At 47.2% G+C, this 23509-nt stretch carries 16 protein-coding genes; 2 read left to right on the forward strand and 14 right to left on the reverse strand.

Going from position 1 to position 23509, the window contains the following annotated elements:
- Position 1 precedes the first annotated feature (1 nt).
- The 10 genes from HPY27_RS06710 to HPY27_RS06755 all read right to left on the reverse strand — a co-directional run bounded on the left by HPY27_RS06710 (position 2) and on the right by HPY27_RS06755 (position 14239).
- The gene (locus tag HPY27_RS06710; protein ID WP_174224647.1) at positions 2 to 3469 is read right to left on the reverse strand and encodes a DUF4132 domain-containing protein; all 3468 of its coding nucleotides are present in this window, start codon (positions 3467 to 3469) and stop codon (positions 2 to 4) included.
- A 19-nt stretch (positions 3470 to 3488) separates the two neighbouring features.
- Positions 3489 to 4628 (reverse strand): VWA domain-containing protein, encoded by a 1140-nt coding sequence (locus HPY27_RS06715; RefSeq protein ID WP_017248338.1) that lies wholly within the window; start codon positions 4626 to 4628, stop codon positions 3489 to 3491.
- Positions 4613 to 7015, reverse strand: coding sequence for a DUF5682 family protein (locus HPY27_RS06720; protein WP_174224648.1), 2403 nt, complete (start codon positions 7013 to 7015; stop codon positions 4613 to 4615). Before HPY27_RS06720 ends, HPY27_RS06715 begins: the two co-directional genes overlap by 16 nt.
- Positions 6976 to 8076 (reverse strand): ATP-binding protein, encoded by a 1101-nt coding sequence (locus HPY27_RS06725; RefSeq protein WP_026043067.1) that lies wholly within the window; start codon positions 8074 to 8076, stop codon positions 6976 to 6978. The genes HPY27_RS06720 and HPY27_RS06725 overlap by 40 nt, the downstream gene beginning before the upstream one ends.
- Before the next feature lie 199 nt (positions 8077 to 8275).
- A complete protein-coding gene (gene kynA, locus HPY27_RS06730; RefSeq protein ID WP_106833920.1) occupies positions 8276 to 9136 on the reverse strand; it encodes a tryptophan 2,3-dioxygenase in 861 nt (286 codons plus the stop codon).
- An 80-nt stretch (positions 9137 to 9216) separates the two neighbouring features.
- On the reverse strand, positions 9217 to 10212 hold the full coding sequence (locus HPY27_RS06735; RefSeq protein WP_173621712.1) for an aliphatic sulfonate ABC transporter substrate-binding protein: 996 nt from the start codon (positions 10210 to 10212) through the stop codon (positions 9217 to 9219).
- A gap of 29 nt (positions 10213 to 10241) precedes the next feature.
- Entirely contained in the window at positions 10242 to 10997 is a 756-nt protein-coding gene (locus tag HPY27_RS06740) for an ABC transporter permease (RefSeq protein ID WP_174224649.1), read from the reverse strand.
- Positions 10930 to 11772: an ABC transporter ATP-binding protein gene (locus HPY27_RS06745; RefSeq protein ID WP_017248332.1), complete on the reverse strand. Its 843-nt coding sequence runs from the start codon at positions 11770 to 11772 to the stop codon at positions 10930 to 10932. The genes HPY27_RS06740 and HPY27_RS06745 overlap by 68 nt, the downstream gene beginning before the upstream one ends.
- 188 nt (positions 11773 to 11960) lie before the next feature.
- Positions 11961 to 13445, reverse strand: a complete 1485-nt coding sequence (locus HPY27_RS06750) for an amidohydrolase family protein (RefSeq protein WP_173621711.1) — start codon at positions 13443 to 13445, stop codon at positions 11961 to 11963.
- A gap of 182 nt (positions 13446 to 13627) precedes the next feature.
- Positions 13628 to 14239, reverse strand: coding sequence for a DedA family protein (locus HPY27_RS06755; protein WP_017248330.1), 612 nt, complete (start codon positions 14237 to 14239; stop codon positions 13628 to 13630).
- A 253-nt stretch (positions 14240 to 14492) separates the two neighbouring features.
- On the opposite strand from HPY27_RS06755, the gene HPY27_RS06760 reads away from it, so the two are divergent.
- A complete protein-coding gene (locus tag HPY27_RS06760) occupies positions 14493 to 15269 on the forward strand; it encodes a hypothetical protein (RefSeq protein ID WP_174224650.1) in 777 nt (258 codons plus the stop codon).
- Between the two features lie 124 nt (positions 15270 to 15393).
- Here HPY27_RS06760 and HPY27_RS06765 read toward each other — a convergent pair whose 3' ends face one another.
- Entirely contained in the window at positions 15394 to 15906 is a 513-nt protein-coding gene (locus HPY27_RS06765; RefSeq protein WP_174224651.1) for a GNAT family N-acetyltransferase, read from the reverse strand.
- Positions 15907 to 16185: 279 nt separating this feature from the next.
- On the opposite strand from HPY27_RS06765, the gene HPY27_RS06770 reads away from it, so the two are divergent.
- Entirely contained in the window at positions 16186 to 17931 is a 1746-nt protein-coding gene (locus tag HPY27_RS06770; RefSeq protein ID WP_174224652.1) for a cysteine desulfurase-like protein, read from the forward strand.
- A gap of 40 nt (positions 17932 to 17971) precedes the next feature.
- On the opposite strand, the gene HPY27_RS06775 is transcribed toward HPY27_RS06770, so the two are convergent.
- The 3 genes from HPY27_RS06775 to HPY27_RS06785 are packed head-to-tail and all read right to left on the reverse strand — an operon-like array spanning position 17972 to position 23482.
- Positions 17972 to 19579, reverse strand: a complete 1608-nt coding sequence (locus HPY27_RS06775; protein ID WP_174224653.1) for a SagB family peptide dehydrogenase — start codon at positions 19577 to 19579, stop codon at positions 17972 to 17974.
- Positions 19580 to 19601: 22 nt separating this feature from the next.
- A complete protein-coding gene (locus HPY27_RS06780; RefSeq protein WP_173621706.1) occupies positions 19602 to 21542 on the reverse strand; it encodes a TOMM precursor leader peptide-binding protein in 1941 nt (646 codons plus the stop codon).
- Entirely contained in the window at positions 21539 to 23482 is a 1944-nt protein-coding gene (locus HPY27_RS06785; RefSeq protein ID WP_174224654.1) for a putative thiazole-containing bacteriocin maturation protein, read from the reverse strand. The genes HPY27_RS06780 and HPY27_RS06785 overlap by 4 nt, the downstream gene beginning before the upstream one ends.
- Between the last annotated feature and the right edge of the window lie 27 nt (positions 23483 to 23509).

Here is a 23509-nt window from a genome sequence, read left to right on the forward strand (position 1 = left end):
GTTATTTTCCTGCTGCTCGCATGACATCATAGACGGTTTCGCTGAAAATGCGTGTTGGAATATCGGTGAGCTTCAGTCGATCCACTGGCTTGAAGTAAAAATGCTTGTACTCGGCATCTTTATTTGGGAAGAAAGCCAACGCTTCCAGCTTCACATCCTCCATGCCCTCCCAATACGAAATGCTCGCCCCGCTGATTTTCAGCTCAGCCACCATTCCGTCATACAGTTTGTAAAACTCATAATAATAACCGGCATCGAGCGGCGTACCTTTGACCCAGCCGAATTTCTCCATCATTTTCGCAAAAGCGGTAGGTGAATATGATTCAACAGGTAGGCGGAGCAATTCATTGGCTTTTATTTCTTCTTCCGTAGGCAGGAACGCTTCACGATTCAACTGCTCGAATGGTTGAGTAATTTCGTAATCTTCCAGCTGAGTACGCCAACCGTTCAACATCTCTTCGTCCAGCTCCAGTGGGTGAATCAAACCAATGAGCTGCTCATCTGCCAACTCATACTCATCCTCGTCCACGGTGTTAAATGTCCCATCGTCCATATAGCGGAACGTATCTACGAGCTTACCATCCTCGTATACACCCCAGATGAGCCCGATTGCGAATTTTTGCATCAAAACGTTCTCCACAAAGAGACGTTTCCATGCTGCCGTTGACCAATAACGCGATTTGGACAGGGACTCCTCCAGACGAAGAGATTGCACTTTCACCATATTTTTTAGGTCTTTTTTTAATTGAGCAAAAGTCAAACGTGCTTGTTCTGCCTTCTCCTGATCGTCTTTCGCGGACGGTGCAGGCAGATTTTTGACTGCTTTTCCTGTGCTGTCGTTCGTGACTTCCAGCTCCAGCTCGTTGCTGACTTTGACCGTGAAGGTGCGGTCCCCGTAGTCAAACACTTGCTTGCCGGACGCATCGAAGCCAAGCGTGGTAACCAGTCGGTCTTCCAGTTCCATCGCAGAAATGTTCTGATTCGCAGCCGCCATGGACAGCGCCTCTTCTGCTGCTGATTTGACTTGCCTGTTTTTGATCGTACGCTTGATCTGGTCAATTAGACGCAGCGCCGTCAAATCATTCGAGAACGACAGAGCACGCACGCCATCCGCAGCCAAAGCACCGCGAGAGTGATCTGTCCAATCCTTGATCATCTGACCAATCGTATCGACTATACGTCGATCTCCGAAAGCGACGCAGAGCGGCATGACCCATTTTTCTTTGGCGACTGCTCCATTATCGAGCCATGTGCGCAAAACTTCTACGGTAAAGTCAGCAACAGATGCCGCTTGCAGAGACGGTTTCAAGTCAAGTACCAACTGGTTTGGCGCTGTCGGAAAATCGATGGAAGCGGTTAGCATGTACTCCATTACTTCCTGACCCAGCTCGTTGCCGTCTTGGTCACGAAGGACTGGCATGCGCTCCAGTGGCATCCATTTAATTCGTGTGAGCTTGCGCTTGTCGGTCAGGTTGCCTAAATGGGTCAAGCTCGCATCTGGCCCTTGCTCCTCGGCGTCGATAAATGTTTGTAGCAGCGTTTTAAATTTGCTACTCTTTTCTGTTGTCAACAGCTCTTGGAAAATCTCCTTGTTATTGTCCAGGGAGCGAATCGCATCAAGCGCCATTTCCTTGACCTTTGCTTTTTTCTCGGTTTGATAGACGTGCAAATAAAGCTCCTTGTCTTTGGCCTGAAGAAACGCTGCACCAGCAAGGCCGCTCACTTTCTTCGAGCTGTCACCCAAACCGAGCAGAATCGCTTGGTTGCGCAATTCCTCTGACAGCTTCTCCTTTGCCGCTAATAGGGTCTGCATCACAAACACGCGAAGCTCTGTATCCAGCTTGTCAAAATGAGCCAGACTCATTTCCGGATTCGCTACGACCAACGAACGATACACCTCTTCATTGACGTCTGTGTAATAATAGTGCGTCTCCTTGATCGACAAAATCTGGTAGAAAAGTGTCTCGATATCTACAGCTTCGTCCTTCTGGTAATGATCGATGATACCGGTCAATCGATCCTGGAACGCATGAGCGAAGCACATATGGCCTACTCTGCGATTGGACTTGTCTTTGTATTGGCACATGAACGGAATCAGACGAGCAATAAACGGATGGTCCACAGGCAAGAAGCTCAGCAGGATCATCTGCTGCCTTACAAGTTGTAAGTCTTCCAGATGCACATGCTCGAGCACATCCTCTAGGACAGCTTTGTCATCCAGATAGTTCGCCAGCTTTGTCGAGCCCTTCGCACGTCGCAGTGCGTCTTGAATAATCCCTTCCAAAGAAGGCTGGAAATCGGAGAGATCCACGCCTTCTGCCGCCAGCGTTTTGTGTAAAAATCCTTTGACCATCGGAATCGAAGCAAGCTCAAGCGCTCGTCTTGATTTCGTTACGTCTTCTTGCACCAGCTGCTTCACTTGCTCCCAATTTGTCGGCGGGGATAGCAAATGCTCGCGCAGTCCCAGCAGTAGATCGTAAGGCTCATCCATGTGTACGAGTCCAAACAGTCTCTTATCTTCGGACAAGATATCAAGCGGGAACATGTCAAAAAGGATTTGCAAGGTGTTGTGCAGCTCCCGATCCATCTCCTCTTCCTTCTTCAGGAATGCACTGATCCCGCCTTTGACGTGAATGCGGAAGTACAGCAAGCTGATGACTAGCTCCATAAAACGTTTCAAATGTTTCTGGTTCAAAAGGGAGCCTTCCTTGACCTGCTCTCCTGGATAATACTTTTCTCGCAATGCAGCCTTTTTCTCTTTGACGTATGAAGGATACAACGACTCGTTGGTTAGCAAATTGTTGCTCGAAAACTGCATGGTCACGACTTCTTTGGCAATGGTATGCAGCTCTTTTATATATTCGCGCGTATCACCTGTAACCAGGTAATAATAGATCGGCATTAGCTTTTCTTTTGCTTCTTCCAATAAGCTCGGAGAAATCGTGTACGCATACGAAATGAATAGCAAAAATTCGGCCCTATCAAATGTCGAGGAGTAATCACGGCTGATGCTTGCGCGATAATCCTCTGCAGCTTTTAACAAAAATTCGCCAAACAACGTATGTCCGAAATGCTCGACCGTTTTTCTCATGGCCTCCAATGCCTTCTGATCTTTTGCACGGATGTCAGCATCATTGATTTCCTTCATACTTTGCAGTTCGATCTGGTCCAGGAAGCATTCATCCATCACATTTTTCTTATCGTAAAAACGGTTGCTAGCCTTGTAGATCAGCACAGCTGCTCGATAGAAGGCCAGCTCTTCTCCGCGTTTTTTTAGCTTGTCAAATTCGGATCGAACCGTATAGCTGTAAAACCGCGGGTCCTCTACGATTGCCGGGCATTCGTCTGTGTCACCTGCAACGTAATCAGCCACTTGATCGTACAAATGCTTGTTTCGATCACTTGCACTGATAAATTCCTCCACAAATTTCTTCGTAACTGGATTCAGATCTGTCTTTCGTAAAACCATTCCTTACTCCTCCTTCTCTCTATTTGATAACCTTACCAATCCACTGCGCGAGCTCATCAGGCGTAATCGCGGCGACATTTGCTCCCATATCGCTCAATACCCTTGCAGCATGCTGGTTGTACGTAGCGTTGCCCTCGAAATCTAAAGCCGTCAGCACTAAAAACTTGCAGCCTGCGTCTATAATTTCCTTGCTTTGGCGATACATTTCCTTGATCGGATAGCCCTCCTCCAAATCGCTGACGAGGATAAATATCGTCTTCGATGGATTTTCGAGCAGTGTTCTTCCGTATTTGAGCGCTTGGGCAATATGAGTCCCCCCACCAAGTTGCACACTCATCAGCACATCGACCGGATCATCCAGTCTATCGCTCAAATCAACGACCTTTGTATCAAAAATAACCAAATGCGTCTTCAAGGCAGCGAGCTTGTAAAAAATACTTGCCATAACCGAGCTGTAAATCACAGAGTCCATCATACTGCCGCTCTCGTCCACGACAATGACGATGTTCCATTTGTTGTGATGCTGGATATTGCTGTGGAAATACAGCTCATCGATGATAAAACGGCTTTTTTTGCGATCGTAGTTTTTCAAATTTTTGCGAATCGTTTTATGCACATCCAGATTTTTCATCGACTTCGTATAGCCGCGTTTGTGGCGATTGCGTTTGCCGACAATGCTGGTCTGCACCTCATTTTCCAGCTGACGCCGCAGATCGTCTACGACCTTGCGTACAATTTCCTTTGCACTTTTCACGACCTCTCCTTTCATCCTGCCTTTAAATTGGAGGATGTTTTTCAAGAGGGTCATGTTGGGCTCCATGCTTTCCAACACTTTTTTGTCTGTCAACAGCTCTTTCATGTTATAGCGGTCCAGAGCTTGCCGCTCGAGGATTTCTACCGTCTTTTTGGGAAACAGCTTGCGGATTTTATTCAACCAGACGGGAACCGTCAATGCCGAATCTCCCCGGCCACCTTCTTTTCGATAGCCTTGCTCTTCGCCGTATTCACGGTTGTATAAAAATTCAAGAATCGAGTCTAGTTCCTGATAGGAAAACTCGGATGATTGATAGACCCCGCTGCCTTCCAATGATTCCTCGGCATGAGAGCCCAATAACAACCGCCAGCGGTTCAAGGCTTCGCGGCTCAAATCAGGTTCCATTTGGCAAACTCCTCCTTGATCGCTTCATCGAGCATGCGGGCATCACGCAAGGTACGCTCATCGATGACTGGATTCGTGACTTGATCCACCGTCGTTTGGAAGAGAGCTGCCACTTTTTCCGAGAGCATACTAATTTCCATTGGGCTAAAATATGTAAACGCTAATCGCAGTTCAGGCACCACTTGCAAAAAGTCGTCGTAGGCCAAGGATGTAATCATCTGATGCAGATCGCGCAAGATTTCTTCTTGATGAAAGAGGTAGTCACGAGCCACGATAAAAACGCCATGTAAATACGCGGCGGTATGCAGCATTTGCTCAGGCGAGCCGAACATATAGGCACGCGCACGTCTGGAGATTTCTGCGCGTTCGATCACTTCGAGATTGCACAAGATTGCGACCACCACCCCCTCCAGTTTCGCGGGGAGCTTGTCGTTACGCAGCAATTCCAGCAGTTGATCACTGAATACCTCTCGGGAATCATCCGCCTGTCTCTTCTCACTCAGCATGTACAGGAATTTGAGCTGATCCGCCAACTCATCCAGTTCGTTGGGGTTCGGGTTTCCCTGCTCGACGATTTTGGTCACAGCCTGGTAATATACTTCTTCCACCAGGTTCTCCAGCCGTTCTGTCTCGATCAGACCGAACAACCTTTTTTGCTCCAAAAGAATCGTGAGTGTCTTCAATGTTTTGCAAAGAGAGAGAAAATGTCCATCCTGCCTAACGGACCCTTCTACAGATTCAAAGAGCCTTTCCGACAACTCTTCCAATCCCATGACGACCGCCATCATAAGCCATTTTGCCAGCTCATGGCTCTGGTGCTGCGGCATTTCTTTTACCATATCGGCTAGCTTTTGCGCAGCTGCCTCCTTCACCGTCCCACCGTAAACTGAGCTCTCGATCAGACGGGCTTCGACGAAGGAGGAATAGCTGTAGCGCCATGTTTCTCGGACAAGATTGACATTTCGATTGTTCATCCAGTCTGGTCCGGATTCTTTCGCGCAAAATTCTGTACCCAAGAACTGCATGCAGTGAAAAAACTGGCTGGCTTCGCGATGTGACTTCTTGGCATACAGCTCTAGCACCTTCTGATTGCGCCCTGTTGTCGTGATCGCGAGCTTTAGAGATTTACATCTGTCTTTGCAATCGCGAACGATAGGCACATCCAGTGAATTTGGAGCAACCTCACCAATTCCGTCTCCTGTCAACAGCTCTCGCAATGTCTCGATCGGCTGTGAGGTTGCAATCGAGCGCTCGCCTTTTGTAAAAGCAGAGAGAACGGAATCGATCAACTCATAGGCGCCGCCCTCGGCCTTTTCCCGCATGACTGCCATGCCGTTCATGAGGCTGTACGCTTCAATCGCATCCGCAGTCGACGTCGTTTCTCCTTTATCACGCAGCCTTTTAAGCAGTTGCGGGAGGTACACCAAGGCGCTTTTCGAGAAGGGAGCACGCTCCTTCTTCTCCAGTGCCTTCCACACACTCTCGTAGTAGTGAACGTACGGCATCCCGCTTGCGTATCCATTCAACTGATCCGCTTCCTGGTACGTGTACACCATCGGATATATTTTTTCTTCCTGCACCTTTTGTATCTTGTAGGAAGTCTTGCGTTCCTCGATGAGTCCGTATGTATGAAATCCCCCGGTAACCACGAGAATTCTCGCATGCTTTTGCTTTGCCTCTGCAATTTTTTGACGCATGTGCGCCTCGCGAATTAAATCGCCTTCCGCTTCCAAAGTAGCGTCATCATAGCATTTTCGAGACAGGTAGCAGTAGGCAAAGACATCCTTGACGAAATCCTGCGTCTGTTTGCGGATACCATCAATCTCAAAAACCTTTTCCCACAGCTCATCGAAGTTCCGGCATTTCATCGTCTGGCACAATCGCTGAATAAACTGCGAGCCTGACAGCATGCGCTCATCGTGATAGGACAGCTTTTCATTCTTCTTTTTCAAATCATGGCCGTCTTCCAAGCTTTCCAATCGACTTCCGTAGCTTAGATCAATGAAAGCAGCAGGTATCTGCCGGCGTTTTGCTTCAACCAAGGCTACATATTCCGGCGAATACAGAAGAAACGGAAAGTAACAGACGTATTTTTGCTCCCCTGAGGCGTACGCGTAATAAATGCTCACAGGAGGCTTCGTCCGTTCATCCGTCAAGATCGGAATGATATGATTGCTATGGTCCGGGCCTTCAATCAGAATGATTTCCGGTTGATACTCTTCGATCGTTTTTTTCAAATGAAACGAGCAGGCAGGACTATGATGACGAACCGGGAAATAGACGACCTGTTTGCTAAGGTTGTAGACCTCTTCTTCGACGAATGATTTTATGAAGCGGTCTTGACCGTTTATTTGATCCATTTCTTCTCGCTGTAATAAGTTCCCCATAGACCCTCTTCCTTTGCCCGTTCTTTGACCACTTTGGTAAAGTAGGTTTTCAGGATATTTGCGTCCTTTTGGTTTTCCTTGACGACCGCTCCCAGCATGTTCTGTACCAGTCGATCCATGGAAATGGGCCTGCCATCATAGTAATGGGAAGTCATTGCACTTTGGACATAGACGGATACGGCTTCGGCTGTACTCATCACGGATTGAGGGGAATCGATTTTGAATCCTTCCTTGGTCTCGCCCATACGCAGTTCCATGAAGGTCGTCGCCAATATCTCAACCACATCTCGATCGATTTCGATATTCACGCCACTTTGCTCCAGAATTACTTTTGCTTGGGATTCGATAATTTGTGCTTCCATTTTCACATGATTAATCGGCGCGATCGTCTCGAAGTTAAAACGGCGTTTGAGCGCGCTACTCATTTCATTGACGCCTTTGTCCCGCAAGTTCGCTGTTGCAATGATATTAAAACCGGGCTTGGCAAACAGGATGCCGTCTGACAGCTCGGGAATGTTCATCACCTTGTCGCTCAAAACACTAATCAACACGTCTTGAACCTCAAACGGACAACGGGTAATTTCTTCGAATCGCGTAATAATTCCTTTGCTCATACCGGTGTATAGCGGCGAAGGAACCAGCGCTTGCAGAGAAGGACCTTTGTCCAGCAGCATCGCGTAGTTCCAAGAGTATTTGATCATATCCTCTGTCGTGCCAGCGGTGCCTTGGATCGTATTCGTGCTCGTACCGGAGATGGCCGCAGACAGCAGCTCAGACAGCATCGTCTTTGCCGTTCCTGGTTCACCGACGAGCATCAAGCCGCGATTGCCTGCCAACGTGACGATCGCACGCTCAATAAGCACATCGTCTCCATAGAACTTCTTCGTAATCGGTATACTTTCGCCCTCATAAGAGAGAGGTTCATCCGTTCCTAAAATAAAATCGCGCACAGCTCTTGGCGACATCAGCCAATTGGGAGGTTTTGTCCCTGTGTCATGGGAACGCAGCGCATTCAGCTGTTTTGCATATAACACTTCCATAGGTGGTTTCATTGTTTCCATCCAAATGCCCACTCCATTTCTGGTTGTTCTTGAAATATATGTATACCACTAAAAATGAAAACATATGTTTGTTAGGAAAAGAAGGGTATTTGTACCCAATATTAGGAAAGATATGTGAAAAGATGTGAAAAGAGTACTACATGCTAAAAAGCGCCCTGGGTCCCCAAGACGCTTTTCTCGCTTTTTTTGAAGAGTTTTTTTACAACAGTGTCCGCAAGCTCCAAAGCTCCGGGAAAAAACGGTGATCGAGTGCTCTGCGTAAGTACATGACGCCTGATGACCCTCCTGTTCCCGGCTTTTGGCCTATGATGCGTTCGACTGTCGTCATATGGTTAAAACGCCATTGTTGTTGCTGGCTGGCGATATCCACCAGCTTTTCTGCCAACTCGTACAGATCCCAATACTGGTTCACATTTCGATACACGGTCAGCCAGGCATGCTCTACACTCTGATTTGGTTGATATGGTTGTGACCAATCGCGATTCAAACATTCCGGATCAATCGGCAAGCCACGAGCAGCCATCTCCCTGATCGCCGCATCATAAATGCTAGGCTGCTGCAAGGCCGCACTCATTTGGGAATGAAGCTCTGGTTGATGTGCATACACCGCTAGGACATGCTGGTTCTTATATCCTAGCGTAAATTCGATGAATCGGTTTTGATAGGATTGAAATCCGGAGGAATGACCCAGCTTGTCACGGAACTGGAGGTAATCAGCTGGCGTCAATGTAGAAAGGACATCCCACGATTTAATCAATTGCTGCTGGATACGCGAGACTCGCGCGAACATTTTGAAAGCAGGCTCCAGATCATGATTGCAGATGCATTCATATGCTGCTGACAGTTCGTGCAAAATTTGTTTCATCCATAGCTCACTCACCTGATGAATGATAATAAACAGCATTTCATCATGATGCGTGGATTGACATTGTTGACTCGACAAAATTTGATCAAGCTGTAAATAATCGCCGTACGTCATTTCTTTTTGGAAATCCGTGTGAATCTGTGTCTCCAATGAGGTGTCGTTCGGTTGATTACTTCCTTGTTCATGTGGTCTCATCGCGGCATGACCTCCTTTCCCATCTAATTCCTTTCTACCTCTCGTTACTCCTGCTGAATCTCCATCCTTCTCACCCGATATTATTTCGCTGCTTCTAAATATTTCAAATCGATCAAGCCGTCGATTTTATTACTGGAAATATAGCCGGCTTCCTGACTAATATCTGCCATTTCCTGAATAACTTTATCATTGACCTCCGTTGTTACTTCCAAACGGGAAAAGGCTGCCTGCACTTCTTTTTTGCTCAGCTCTTTGCCAGTCAGATTTTTCAAATGCTTGATGATCAGTTCTTGGCTTTCTTCGGGATTTTCCTGAATGAATTTGACTGCTTTTTTATGTGCTTGCAGATAGGCGGTTGCCAATCCTTCTCTTTTCAGAAATTCATCGCTGGCTGCTACCACCGTATTGGTTGATTCTTTCCCCCAAGCGAATTGATCCCAATCCAGAAGCAATTTTCCTTCGGCCTGATTTTCCAGTACATATCCCCACGGCTCCTGAGTTGCTGCACCATCGACGGATTTTTGCACGAATAATGCTGCCGTATCTGCTGGAGCCGCAGCATACAGTTCCACATCTCCACCATTCGTCGTCGGTTTCAGACCAACCTCATTCAGTGCTTTTCTGAGCATGACATCCTGCGTGCTTCCGATTACCGGAATCGCGATTTTTTTACCTTTTAAATCTTTTAGTTCCGTAATATTGGTTGAACCATTCATGACGAGCACTGCTCCACCATTAACCGCTCCTGAAATCAAACGATACCCAGGATGCTTGACATAAAAGTTCAATAGCGGCCCTGGCCCGACTGTCCCTACGTCAATCGCCTTCGTTGCCATTGCTTCCATAAACAATCCGCCATTGGCGACCGTTTTTGTTTGAATCTGCATATCAGCACCGAAGGCTTCCTTAAAATAGCCTTTCTCCAGCGCGATGATCGTGGCGCTATGGGTCAGATTTGGGAAATATCCGATCCTTACTTCCTTCTCAGAGGATGCTGCTCCGCCAGTAGAGCAGCCGCTTGCAATCCCCATCAATAATAGAGATGCGATAACAGTACTGAACACTTTTTTAAGCATGTGACGACACACTCCTTAGCCATTTTTCTTTATGAATGGACTCCCCACTTCATCTGAACGTTGCGTTCGATGCGTGAAAAGACAACATTATCGACGATGGTACCGATGATCGCAATAATGATCATGACTGATATCACCAAATCCATTTGTCCAAGTGAACGTCCCATCTCGAGCAGTTGCCCAAGACCACCGCCACCCCCGAGCAATTCACCAGCCATGAGTGCCCGCCAGGAAAATGCCCAAGCGATTCGAAGTCCGGAGATGATCTGCGGGACAGATGCAGGAAGAATGACTGTTCGTACAAAGTGAAAGCCAGACGAACCGTAAGTCTTGGCCACTCGCTGATATAATGGCGGGACATTTTTAAAACCGCTGGTCGCGTTGACTGTCATCGTCCAGGTCGCCCCGATCGTCACAATGAACAAAATGGAGAAGTCATTTAAGCCAAACCAAATAATCGCAAGCGGGAACCAAACAATGCTCGGGATAGACTGAAGCGCCGTCACCACAAAGCCAAGCGTATCTTCTACGAGTTTGTACCTCCAAATGAAGTAACCCAATATCAGACCGACAATAATGGCAATGAGAAAGCCCAACAGGATTCGTCCCATGCTTTTTCCAATCGCAGCGGTAATTTGTCCGCTTATCAATCCATTTACGAGTGTTTCGAAAACCTGGGTCAAGCTGGGAAACATGAAAGATGGCAGCCCAGATAATCTAGATGTGACTTCCCATATCGCCGCTATCATAGCGATGAAGATGACCCGTCTTAAAGCTATAGTCATTGCCCATTTCCTCCTTCAGCACCTTTTCTATCTCTTCTTGCAGGATCGACAGCACCTTCTGCTCCGTGTTTAATGTCACACTGTCCGGCATGACTCCATCGCGCAAGGCAGGAACCGCAATGATTTCCTTGATTTTTCCGGGGCGTGTGGCAAAAACGACGATCCTCTCCGCAAGCTGAACGGCCTCCCGGATATTATGGGTGACGAAAAAAATCGTGACCTTGGTCGTCCGCCAAATCTCAAGCAACTCCTTATGAAGAACCATCCGCGTCTGTTCATCCAGCGCCGAGAACGGTTCATCCATCAGCAAAATATCGGGTTCCATGACAAGTGCCCGAGCTATGGCTACACGTTGCTTCATCCCTCCTGAGAGCTGATGGGGATAGGAATGAACATACTTGCTTAAATGAACCATTTTGAGTACTTCCAACGCCTTTTCGTTGGCTTTCGCTGTAGACATTTTCTTCAACTTGAGCCCGTATGTAACATTTTCTAAAACCGTCAACCATGGAAATAATCCCGCTTCTTGAAAAACGACGACTCTTTCGGGCCCGGGCTTATTCACTTTGTTGCCAGCAACGTATATGTCACCGCTGTCCGGTTGATCCAATCCGGCAATTAAGTAGAGCAGCGTCGATTTTCCACAGCCAGAGGGGCCTACAATAGAAACGAAGCTGCCCTTTTCCACTTCCAGATTGATATCATCCAGCACCTTTACTTTTTGTTTCTGCTGATTCACGAAATGTTTCGTAACATTATCAATAGTCAGATACATGGCTGCACCTCTTTTTATTCCAACTTTGTCGATGGGGATTATGAATAAATAATGATTAATCCTATCGTTTTTGTCAACTATAATCCAATAAAAAAGGGAAGGCGGCGGGCACCTTCTCCTATTCAATGCGAGATCCAAGTTTTATGTGCAGCATTAGACGTCGTCTTCTTTACCTACTCCTTTTCCCCCTACAACTTCGTCGGATCAAATCTTCTCTCATCCAAATAAGCTCGCGCATGCCCCCAGAAATACTTGCTTGGCTGCATGTAGATTTCTAGTCCTGCCCGCTCGATTGTCCGATTCGCCTCTTCATTCGCTTCTTTGAGAATTTGCTTTTCATCCACAGTCAAAACACGGCGCTCGTCCATAATCAGCTCACCATCGACAATGACATGGTTCACATCTCCACCGACTGCCTGATAGACAACACGATGGACGTGCATGTTCTCTGGATTTAAGTGGGCCTGATGCATATTTACGGTAATGACATCCGCTTTTTTACCAGCCTCAAGCGACCCCAGCTCGTCATCCCAGCCGACACAGCGTGCCGCATCAATCGTTACCATTTCCAGCAGCTTGCCCGGCGGGAGGTAATAATAATCCCGCAGCGCCGCTTGTTGTAGCAGCTGCATTCTGCGCATGGCCTGGAACATGTCAAAAGGAGTCATCGGCGAGGTGCCATCTGTCGTGATCGCAACAGTCGCTCCCATCTCCAGTAATTCCGTAATAGGGGTGCGTGCATTGATTTGACCAAAACCAGGAGAAGCACTCACATTCGTTCCTGTTTCGGCCAAAATTTTCGCCTCGTCAAAAGAAATTCCCCGACAATGCTGCAAGTGTACGTCTGGACCGAGCAGCGCGTACTCTTTGTCTTGAATCGCTAGGTGAATCATGCCTCCAAAAGCATCGGAATGGATGCGCGTGTCGTACTTTTTCGCAATCTCCCTGATTTTCCGTGCTTGGTACCGGTCGAAATCGGTTAAGCCAAACAATTGGTCAGCAGGTGTCGGATAGGACGGATTGACAGAGGTCACGATGACAAATGGAGTTATGTAAGCTCTGGTTTTATCGTTATTCGCGTGATTCAGGGCTTCGATCACGGCTTCTGCTCCAGCGAGCACCTGCTCATAGGTGACTTCCTTCGTTATTTTTTGTCCATCGACCCAGCGGCTGAAGGGATGCGGCCAAGGTGGATTACATGGACCTGTCGCTACGATTTCCCGAACACCGACCTCGTTGTACGCTTTGGCGTGATTCAAGGCAAAGATCGGATCATCTGAGCGCGGCATCGAGCCCAAGACGCTAACACCTGTCGTAATCCCTGCTTTAAGCCGCTCCAGTGCTGACAGCTTTCCCTCGTAGTACCAGAAATCGTCTGTCACGTAGTGCTTGTATGTGTTGGTCATGATTGGCATCCAGTCGTTAATATTGTCCGTCGCAATCGTTTTGAACAACGAATGTCCGCCATGACCATGTGCGTCAATGAAGCCTGGCAGTATACAATGATGCGCGCAGTCGACTACCTTTTGCGCGGGATACTTGTCTTTTAGAAGTGGAGTGTCGCCTACCTCCAAAATTCTTCCTTTATCGATGGCGACTGCCCCGTCCTGTAATACTCGACGGTCTTTGTCCATCGTAATGACTACGCCGTTTACGAGTAACAAATCGATCAAGTTGCATCTCCCCCAGCCTCAAGAATAAGGGCGGTGCCCATGTCACCTACTTCCCTCCCTACACCTTACCGCAATTTCGACATCTTGTATTTGCAAGAAAATTACAACTTTTTATAATATGTTTACCTGTTGGTTCTAAATGAAAAAACCACCTTTCCTAAAGGAAAGATGGTCTGAAGGTTTTAGGCATCTGCTTTTCGTTTGCGGAAGAAAAAAATGAGAAAGGCTATCCCCGCAAATGCGAGTACAACATAAACGACATTGGAATATAGATCGAAATAGTACAGAATGTCTTCCCACGATTCCCCCAATAAATGACCAGCCATCACTAGGACGATGTTCCAAATAAACGTACCGAGTGTTGTAAACAGCAAAAACAGCGGGAAATTCATTTTGGTCATACCAGCAGGAACGGAAATCAGACTTCTGATTAATGGGATCATGCGGCAAAAAAAGATCGTCCAGTACCCATATCGGTCAAACCATTCGTTCGCTTTATGGATATCTGCCGTTTTAATGCGCAGAATATGCCCCCATCTCTCTACGATCTTCTCTATTTTTTGGACGTCTAGGTAATAACCGATTCCATAAAGCATGATTGCTCCGATCACCGAACCGATTGTAGCTGACAAGATTACACCAAAAACCGTTAACGATGATTGCGTCGTCATAAATCCACCGAAGGTCAAGATCACCTCAGAAGGTATGGGTGGAAATATGTTTTCCAGTGCCATCATGAGTAAGATACCGAAGTAACTATATTGTTCAATAATTTGGGTCATCCAGTTCTGCATGCTATCCCTCACAATTATTTGCCAATGCTTATCTCTCCAGTATAGAGACACGCGTTGTATAGTTCAATGAAAAGCAATAATCTTTTCCTTTATTTCAATACGAAAGAAGGAACTCTTGGGTTACCTTTCCTTCGAAACTTTTCATTTCGACTTTTTTTGATCGAAAAATATTACAAAGAGAGTTACTATATGGAATATAGAAAAGGTGCCTCCATGCCCATTTTATAAAAACGAATCGTTAGGGGTGAACTGTGTGTTTCGCAAGATTGTCCAATCACTCGTATGTCTTTTACTGGTTATGACTGCTAGCGCCGTTCATGTAAACGTGGCCGAAGCAAAAGAAACCGGCATGCTATTCATTGAGAAGCCATTCAAGAAAGAAGGACTTCGGTTTCAAGTTACTGTTACCGAAAACGACAATCCAAAATACGACTCACCAGTGTACCACGTAAATACGATTGTCACGAATATTTCGCGGAAACCGATCACATACACGACTGGTCATTGTTATGGTGTGACAACACGACTAGAAGCGTATGCCTCTGGAGACTCTTGGGAGCTTCCCTACCCTGAAGACGAACCTGCCTGTACCCCGGACATCAAGGAGAGAACCTTAAAACCTGGAAGAACGATTGAGCAAGATGAATACTTCCGAACAGATGAACTGCCGGATGATCTTACCCCAGACTATTTTCAATTGAATTCTTCCATACGTATCCTCGTTGGACCTGAAGATAAGGAACGCAAAAAGGAAATCGTAAAGATGCAGACGAAATTTCTTCCAGGGCTGGCCCTCAATCCAGATGAAATCGAGCTACAGTCTGAATCGAGCGAGCTCTCTAAATCGTATTACGAACTCAAAGTGACAGGGAAAGCCTCCAATAAAGATATCAAACGCGTATCGATTCAGGTCTTCCATTCGACCATTACGTTGCGAATCGACTCGAAGTCAGGAGAGTTTTCCACAAAGAAAAAAGTAAAAGCAAAAGGCCCGTCCCTTCCATCAGGTGTACTCGAAGTGACGTATTAAGATGGAACGAAACACATCTACAACATACCCATAAAAAATACTAGCAACTGATGTTCTCCATAAAAAAAGGACTGCCATGTGTGCGTCCTTTTTTTCGTTTTATATCTGATTCTATTCTAGCTTGCTATTGCTTCTGCTTAGACCAGTAAATCATGGTGTCGTCTCTCTTTATTTCTCCAAAGCCCATTTTGACTAATATTTTTGCGGAATCTATGTTATCTAGCAAGCACTTCGCCGTAATCGTTTTCACATCTGGCTGCAACAACGCCCAATTCGCTAGGCCTTCAGCCGACTCGTACGCGTAGCCTTTTTTTCGCTCGGCTTCAATAATTCCATAGCCGATGTCCACTTCTCCCGCCGCATTCGGGACTCCCTTGAACCCTACATCCCCGATGATCTTCATGCCCTCTTTTGAAATGATCATCCACGATTCAAATCCTGTCGGTTCCCCTGTGAGTTCGAGTGCTTTGATGATTTTGGGTATCGTTTCCATCGCATCTGCATCAGGCCAGCCTTTGCCTAATGTAAGCCGCATATCCAATAATTCTTCGTAATTTTCTTGCAAAATATTCGTCGCTATTCTATGCGTAAATGGAATCAATATGAGCCGTTGTGTATGGATGCTTTTTTCATTCATGAACAGGTACCCCTTCCCTTTCCCTTCAATGTCCGTGACGATATTTACGTTGGATTTACTCTCCAAATGTTTTTTCAGAAAGGGTCTATTCCTACACCTCAGCTACTTTATACATACTCCGATAATAAGAATCACTCGGGCACCAACCATTATAGCATAATTTTCCACCCCGTTTTCTCAAACGAATTGAAGATTGATTAATTGGAATCTTTTCCGAATAATGAGAGATAACGAATGATGATGGACACCACGGAAATCCAGTTGGTAAGGAGTGAGAAAATGTCCACAACGCTAAATACTGAGCTTGTCCGCATTCAACCCTGGGCCGATCACGATCTTCCCTTGCTGCGTTATTTGAATGCACCAGCCATGATGGAACATCTTGGAGGCCCGGAGACAGAAGAGCAGCTACTTGCTCGGCACGAACGATACGTCAATAAGGACGGACAGCTAACGAGCAAGATGTTCAGCATCGTACTGCTGCCAGATCACACCCCCGTCGGAAGCATCGGCTATTGGGACCGCATCTGGCAAGGAGAAAACGTATACGAAGTAGGCTGGAGCGTCCTGCCCCCCTTTCAAGGGAAAGGCATCGCCTCTGCGGCTTTAGCCTCACTCATCACACGCATCAACCAAGAACGAAGACACAAGTTTATTCATGCCTATCCCTCTGTGGACAACCCCGGCTCCAATGCCATTTGCCGTAAGCTAGGTTTCACGCTGCAGTCAGAATGCGTCTTTGAATACCCTCCTGGAAGTTTTATGCGCTCCAATGATTGGCGATTAGAAGTTGCATCGGAACAATTCCCCATTGAAAAAGTTCGGGAGCAATTCCCCGCACTACAACGAACGTACAAAGGCAAACCAGTTGCTTATCTGGATGGCCCAGGCGGCTCGCAAGTCGTAAAATCCTCCATGGACGCGATCTATCGCTATATGGCGAACGGTGGGGCCAATTTACACGGCTCTTTTCCAACGAGTAAGGAGACAGAAGCTATCCTCGCAGATGCCAAGCAAGCTATAGCAGACCTCTTCCACGTGAAGCCGCTGGAGGTAGCCTTCGGTGCGAATATGACCACCCTGACCTTTGCCATTGCGCGTGCATTAGGTCGACATTGGAATGAAGGGGATGAGATCATCGTCTCCGAGATGGATCACCGTGCTAATGTAGACCCGTGGTTGACTGTTGCTGCTGATCGTGGAATGACCGTTCGGTGGTTAAAGGTGAATAAAGAGACACTTACATTACAATTAGATAAGCTCGACACCATACTTACTTCCAGGACCAGACTTGTGGCAATCGGGCTTGCTTCTAATGCTGTCGGAACGATCCATGATCTCGCTGCCATCTCCCAAAAAGCACGTGCAAAAGGAATCATTGTCGCTGTCGACGCCGTGCATGCGGTCCCTCACTTCTCTATCCATCGGGACGAAATTGGAGCCGATATCCTACTCTGTTCCGCCTACAAGTTTTTTGGCCCTCATGTGGGAATCGCTGTCATCCGCAAAGAAATTTTTGAAGCACTCGATGTTTACAAATTGGTTCCCGCCCCCTCTTTTTATCCAGATAAATTGGAGACCGGAACACAAAATCATGAAGGAATCGCAGGAATCAGACCCGCTATCGAATTTGTTGCTTCGCTTGGTTTCGGTGATAGCTTCTCCGAAAAAATCCGCTCTGGCTACGAATGGATTGAAGCCTATGAAAATCAGCTGGCAGAAAAGCTGCGAAAAGAACTAGGCTCAATGAATGGCGTCACACTCTATCAAGCGGGTGAAGATGTACCGAAAACACCGACGATCGCTTTTCGGATCGAAGGGTTTTCTCCCCAAGAAATATGTGAGCGATTGTGTGAAGAGCATAGCATATTCGTTGCGGACGGGGACTTCTATGCGACAACACTCGCCAATTGTTTGGGAATCAATGAAAGTGGCGGTTGGATACGAGCGGGGCTGGCACCGTACAATACCCACGAGGAAATTGACCGTCTCATTCAAGGTATCCAAGCCATCATTAGGGCATAATTCAAGACCCGGGTCAACGCGACTCGGGTCTTCCACGTTTTTATCCATGAAGCCCGCCCTGAAATCTGGCGCGGGGGCGATAGTGCCCGACCGGAATTTGAATCAGGCAGGTTTTCTCTTCAGTCTTTAGGTTGTAAAGGTCATCGCAATTCTCCACGTCAAATCCGAGTAGCGGATGGCCGCCCATTCCACACGTGAATGCTGCCAAAAGCAAGTGATGCACGACGATTCCCGCCTCCATCTGCTGAATGCGATACCCTCGGTAACCTAACTGGTTGATCAGATGATCGCGTTTACCCACCACATGAAAGCAGAGCGGCACTTGATACAAATTCACGTTGTCCAGTGTCATTCCGTCTTGAAGACGTGCTCGAAAATCTCCATAGACAATCGGATAAAGAGCGTGCTCCAGCGGTTCGTACGCGTATGCGCCATCTTGTATCCCTTCTACCTGATGAATGCTTACGAAGAGAGAAATCCTACTCCACGCTACCTCCAGATTATTTCCTAAATCATTTCCATACGATAGAGCACTCATCGTCATTTCCATGATACGCGCTACCTGATTCTGGTCTGTTTTCCTCCTGATAAAATCCACTTCCGGCGAAAAACGCTCCCGGCAATATTGCGCCAGATCGTAGTTTGGTTTCTGCGAACGAGGGAGAAGGATTCGCTCATCGGAACGACGAGGCCACTTGCTTTCCAACTGATCCGAATAACGTGTAAACGTATGGGTAGATTCCTGCATGGCAGCCTCATTCATTTCCAGGAGCGCAGGATATTGTCTCATTCTTTTTGAGCGCATCACATGCACATGCTTTTGCTCAGGCAGCTCTCTGATTAGCTCGATTGCCGTCTTCTCTCCTCGCTCTGTCCATTGTGCCGGTGAATGCGAATGCCTCTCCCCTTCTGTTTGGAGCGATAAGGGAACTACCGCGTATACACTCTCTTGATCGGCAGACAATCCTAGCAGTGCATTCATCGCTCTATCTAGGAACTGGTAATGTATTGCGGTCGTCACACCGAGTTGGTTTGCCATTTCCTGCAATTGTCCTAACAGTACACCAGCATCGAGCCCCTGCAATCGATAAGAAAACTCATCGTACTTAAAAAAGTTCTTCCAAAAATAGATGGATACGAAAGCAACTCCAAAACATGCATGTACCGGACAACTGCCATCAAGCGCTCGGCTAAGGACGTGATCAAAATTCCCTTCGCGCAATTGCACGAGTCTGTGATGAGCCACATCGTAGTGGTATAGACCTGAAGGAATACTCGACAGCTTCAAATACACGTACAGCTCACTCGGATAGAGCCCTCCCCCAGACGGAACCGGTCTTCGATTCGTTACAAGCGGCAAAAACGACTCAGATCCTGCATCTGCCGTAGTCGTGGTTAAAAACGATTGGCTGATTTGGATGAGTCCGTAGCTATACCATAGCCAAGCGCCCAATTGAGGTAGAGACATCTCTTGTGAAACCGTTTGATCTACGAGCGATAGAGGCACATCTTCTGGCAGTGGAATGACAGGTAGTCCCCTGTACAGCTTGTATGTCAGTGGCGCATCCCCCCAATCCACTTCAAGGTCACTTGGTCGAGAGTTTTCTGTATCAAAATGAAGGCGGTACAAGAAATTTTCGAGACTCATCCGGCTCACTCCCAGATGCATGTTATGGAAACGGATGCGGAAAAGGATTCAACTCGTCTACACGCAGTGGTTGTTTCGCGTAACCCAGCTTCACAGGGACCTCCAATACTCTTTTCAATCCCGTTACTCGCGTGAGATGATGGCCAAAAGTCATCGGAAGCATGCCAGGAATCAATACGCGCACGCAAGATAAGCCATGGCGCCCGACCTCTGGTGTCGTTTGATCTACCACAATGACATCGAGATCTAACTTTTGGAACACGTCGAGCAACTCACGCAAATCGTCTGTTAGATCACGATGCTGGTCTCTTTTAGGAAATTGTTCAGCGAAAGAGACCATCGGACGTGCATCATCCAAAAGAAAGGATAAGCGCTCTGCTGCTTCTGGCAAGCTGTAAAGCATCGCATGATCGTCCATCTTTTTCACCAAGGACGAATCCTGGAGCATACGCAAATATTTGCCTCGGTTCGCTTCGTACTTGTCTGTCAAAGGCAGGAGCATGGCAGCTGTCTCGTAAATAGAGCTTTTTACAGCGCGGATGGGATCTGGGTGCGCTCCTGCTGCACAAACAAGGTGTATTCCTTCCTTGCTTCGGTTTTTCGCAATCGTCCATACACTCGGGATGCCATTTTCCATCGTCGCATCGAACAAGTACAAATCGTAATTCGCAACTGTCTGCATTCGATCGATCAACAAAAGCAATTCACGATCATGAATTGTAGCCGGATCCAGGCGTGGCAATGGCAATCTAGCATACCAGGTCAACAAAAATGCATCACGCTCAACCACTTCCAGGATGCCGTAAAAAATCGCTTCCTCCAAGCTGCCACCCAACGCACAACCATTTGAAGTCTCAAATACAACTCCCTCCCCGAATCCCATACTGTAATAGGCCATGAGTTCAGGTACGAGAATGGGTCGCTCTTCCTTAAAGGAATAACCCCATACCCAGTTCATTTCTCGCTTGGGATCAAACGGCTGAAACGGAAAATCAGGAAGGGCATACTGTTCTTCTGAATGGGTTCCTGCCGTCGTCGGATCAAGGGCATGGGGTGCAAGATTTGCATAGCAATCGCGAACCGTCGTCCTCTTACCACGCGGCATTACACCGCAATATCTTTCCATTCCCTCCAGAATCGCCGTTAACTCGCTATCCGCGTACGAAACGGATCTGCCTGCTGTGCCCTCATTATGCGAAAATAAAGGCAAATTGACACTTACATCTGCAAAAACAGACACGAGATCACGGACTTTCCCGTTCAAAAATCCGGTTCGGGAATCCAAATACTCGGAGGTAAGTGCTTGTTGCAACTCAGCAATGGATTTTGTGCGGTAACTATCAGGACTTCGCTTTATGTTGGGCTTCAAGCGTATTCTTGCCCGATCCTCTGAATCCTCAGGCAACCGATTACATACCGAACATAATGGATTTGGCAGAAAGAAATGGCGGGTACTTGTCAATGTTTGTAAATCAATGAATTGGATATGCTCCGATAAGTGGGCTTGCCTGCCCTCTACGAAACGTAACACCTCCGCGATTACGTGGTGTGCCACCTGTAGCAAGCCAGAGCGAGATGACCACGGATCCCGATGTATTTCGCCTTTTTCGCTCAGCATTTTTTGTACCTTCCACATCTCTTGCCGATCGCGTCCCGCCATCAAACGACGCATATCTGCGCACTGGGAGCACCCTGTTTGACCTGGTCGTACCAACGGGCCTACAATCGCTTCTCCGAATGAAACAAAACCGCGCAGCCATGGAATATTCGCTTGTTGGAAATGTTTCTCTGCATGCAGATACAAGGAGGGATGATAGGTATCGTGTAACAGAAGTGCCAAGTCTGCTACCCTTGTCGCTGATTCCATTTTCTCACTCCGCCACACGCGGTAATCCGCCATGAGACGTTCTGAAATCAGCTCTGCTAATACACCATCTCCGATTACAAGAATGTCAGCACTCATTGAAGCACCTCCCGAGAGAGCAGCAAAGCGAATACCCCGCCAAGGTCTTCCTCCAAGAAAGGCTCTATCGCCGCATTTATGATCAGAGGTTTTTTGTGATGAAGCGCTAAAACTTCGACAGCGTGCTGCCAGACTTCATGTTCAGATTCTTCTTTGCTAGGGATGAATGCCAATTCCAATGTTTCACCCGTCAATGCTACAGATTGCGCTGTAAGTACATACTTAGACAATGGTGTTGCTGGATTCTGGATACGATGCAAGGCATACATCAACGCTTTTTGTAAAGCGTCTAGCTCCTGTAAGCCAACACTCCCAAACCAACCGGAGCGCGTTCCCACCCAAACAACCGGAAAACCGCATACATCATGGCCTTTGGCAATCTTCGGTTCTTCACCCCATGTAGAGAATGACCGCAAATAATACTGAGACTGCTCATCCGCAATCGTTCCAGCGTGCACAGGTCTAGCTGTTGGTTGTCGTCCTTTCATTTCTGACACATACGTGAGTGTTAAATAATGCAGTAACGCCCGACTTAACCCTTCTGCTGCCGTTTCTCCTGCTCCAATTCCGATGTTTCCATCTATCCCCATTTGAAAAGCCATGTTTTGGGTAGCGAGATGGTTCACCATTCTTTCGACATACATCTCTGCCCCAAGTAATCCTGCTTCTCTTCTCGCCTCGTCATGGTTATAACCCGCGCATACAACCGATGGTAAAAGCTCTGCGGGTCCATCTGCGACGGGATCGACTGCCGTAACGATACACTGAGTGAGCGGCAATTGCGTTAGCTCACCCTCATCCCAACTGTTAAAAATTCCCGTACCCGATGAGGTCCATGATGGGAACAGAGACAGTAGACTTTCCTTTTGTTCTGCCTCTTTTGATAGACGCGATTGGAGATCACGTTCATCCAATACCTTCATGCTCATCTCTTCACTCAGCATCGGATGCCGCATGAATGACTGCCAGCTTCCTTCTAATGTCTCTAGATTTAGCAAATAAACCTTGTTGGGGACCTCTGTTTCTATGGACCCTGTAACGTATTTGAACCATTCAAAAACAGCGATATTCGCCAACATGGCTGCTGCGGTCATAGAAAATGCATGATGATCAGGGTCCGCACTCAAAGCCTGTCGATGCAACCGACGCCAAGCCGATTCAAAGCAAGCCTCTGATTGCGGATGAACCAGCGGCCCTACCATTCCTTTTTGGAGTACGAAAAGCGCCGGAATAAACACCTTCTCTTGCTCTCTGCACACAGAATGAATGACACTTATTTCATCCTTGTTTGTATGTGCCGATGTGTACAAAACAGCAGTGAATGGCTCGATTGCCTCCGACCACTCTACCTTCCCCCATGGCGCTGCTTCTAGCTCTTCCAGCTTTACATGCGGGTCTTTCCTGCGCGAATTCTCGATGATCGTCTCTAGCCGCTCACGATCAGTCGGAGTCTCACCCGTCATTGCATAATGGAATTGAACGCATCCCGATTCTAACAATGCATGGATGGCAGAAAGGAGAAATGGGCCCGCTCCGATTACCAAAACGTTCTCTGCTCGATATTTTTGAAACCGATACCCTCCCGAACCGCCAAACTGGTCCAAAAATTCAATCTGCGCTGCATACGTTGACATCATTTCTCGGGATAAATCATGTGGTTTATCCTGACTCACATCTTGGAGAAATCCATTTTGCAAAAGAGTGCCCGCTACCTGGTATATTTGCTGTTGGTATTCATCCGGCAAATCGTCGGTCAATTGTTCCAGTGTATGCTCGCCATTAAACATGGGCATTAATTGGTCTACCCATTGTTCGATCATGTCACCCTTCATGCGGAAGGTCCCAATGTTATTGCGAAAAAATACACTTCCATCTGCATCGGGTATATAAACGGTATCCCGTTTCACTTTTATACGCATCGAAGGATTCAACCTATCCATTCTCCTCCCCCTCCCTTTGCGAAATCA

Origin of the sequence: Brevibacillus sp. HB1.1 (assembly GCF_013332445.1) — a bacterium.
Taxonomy (GTDB): domain Bacteria; phylum Bacillota; class Bacilli; order Brevibacillales; family Brevibacillaceae; genus Brevibacillus; species Brevibacillus porteri.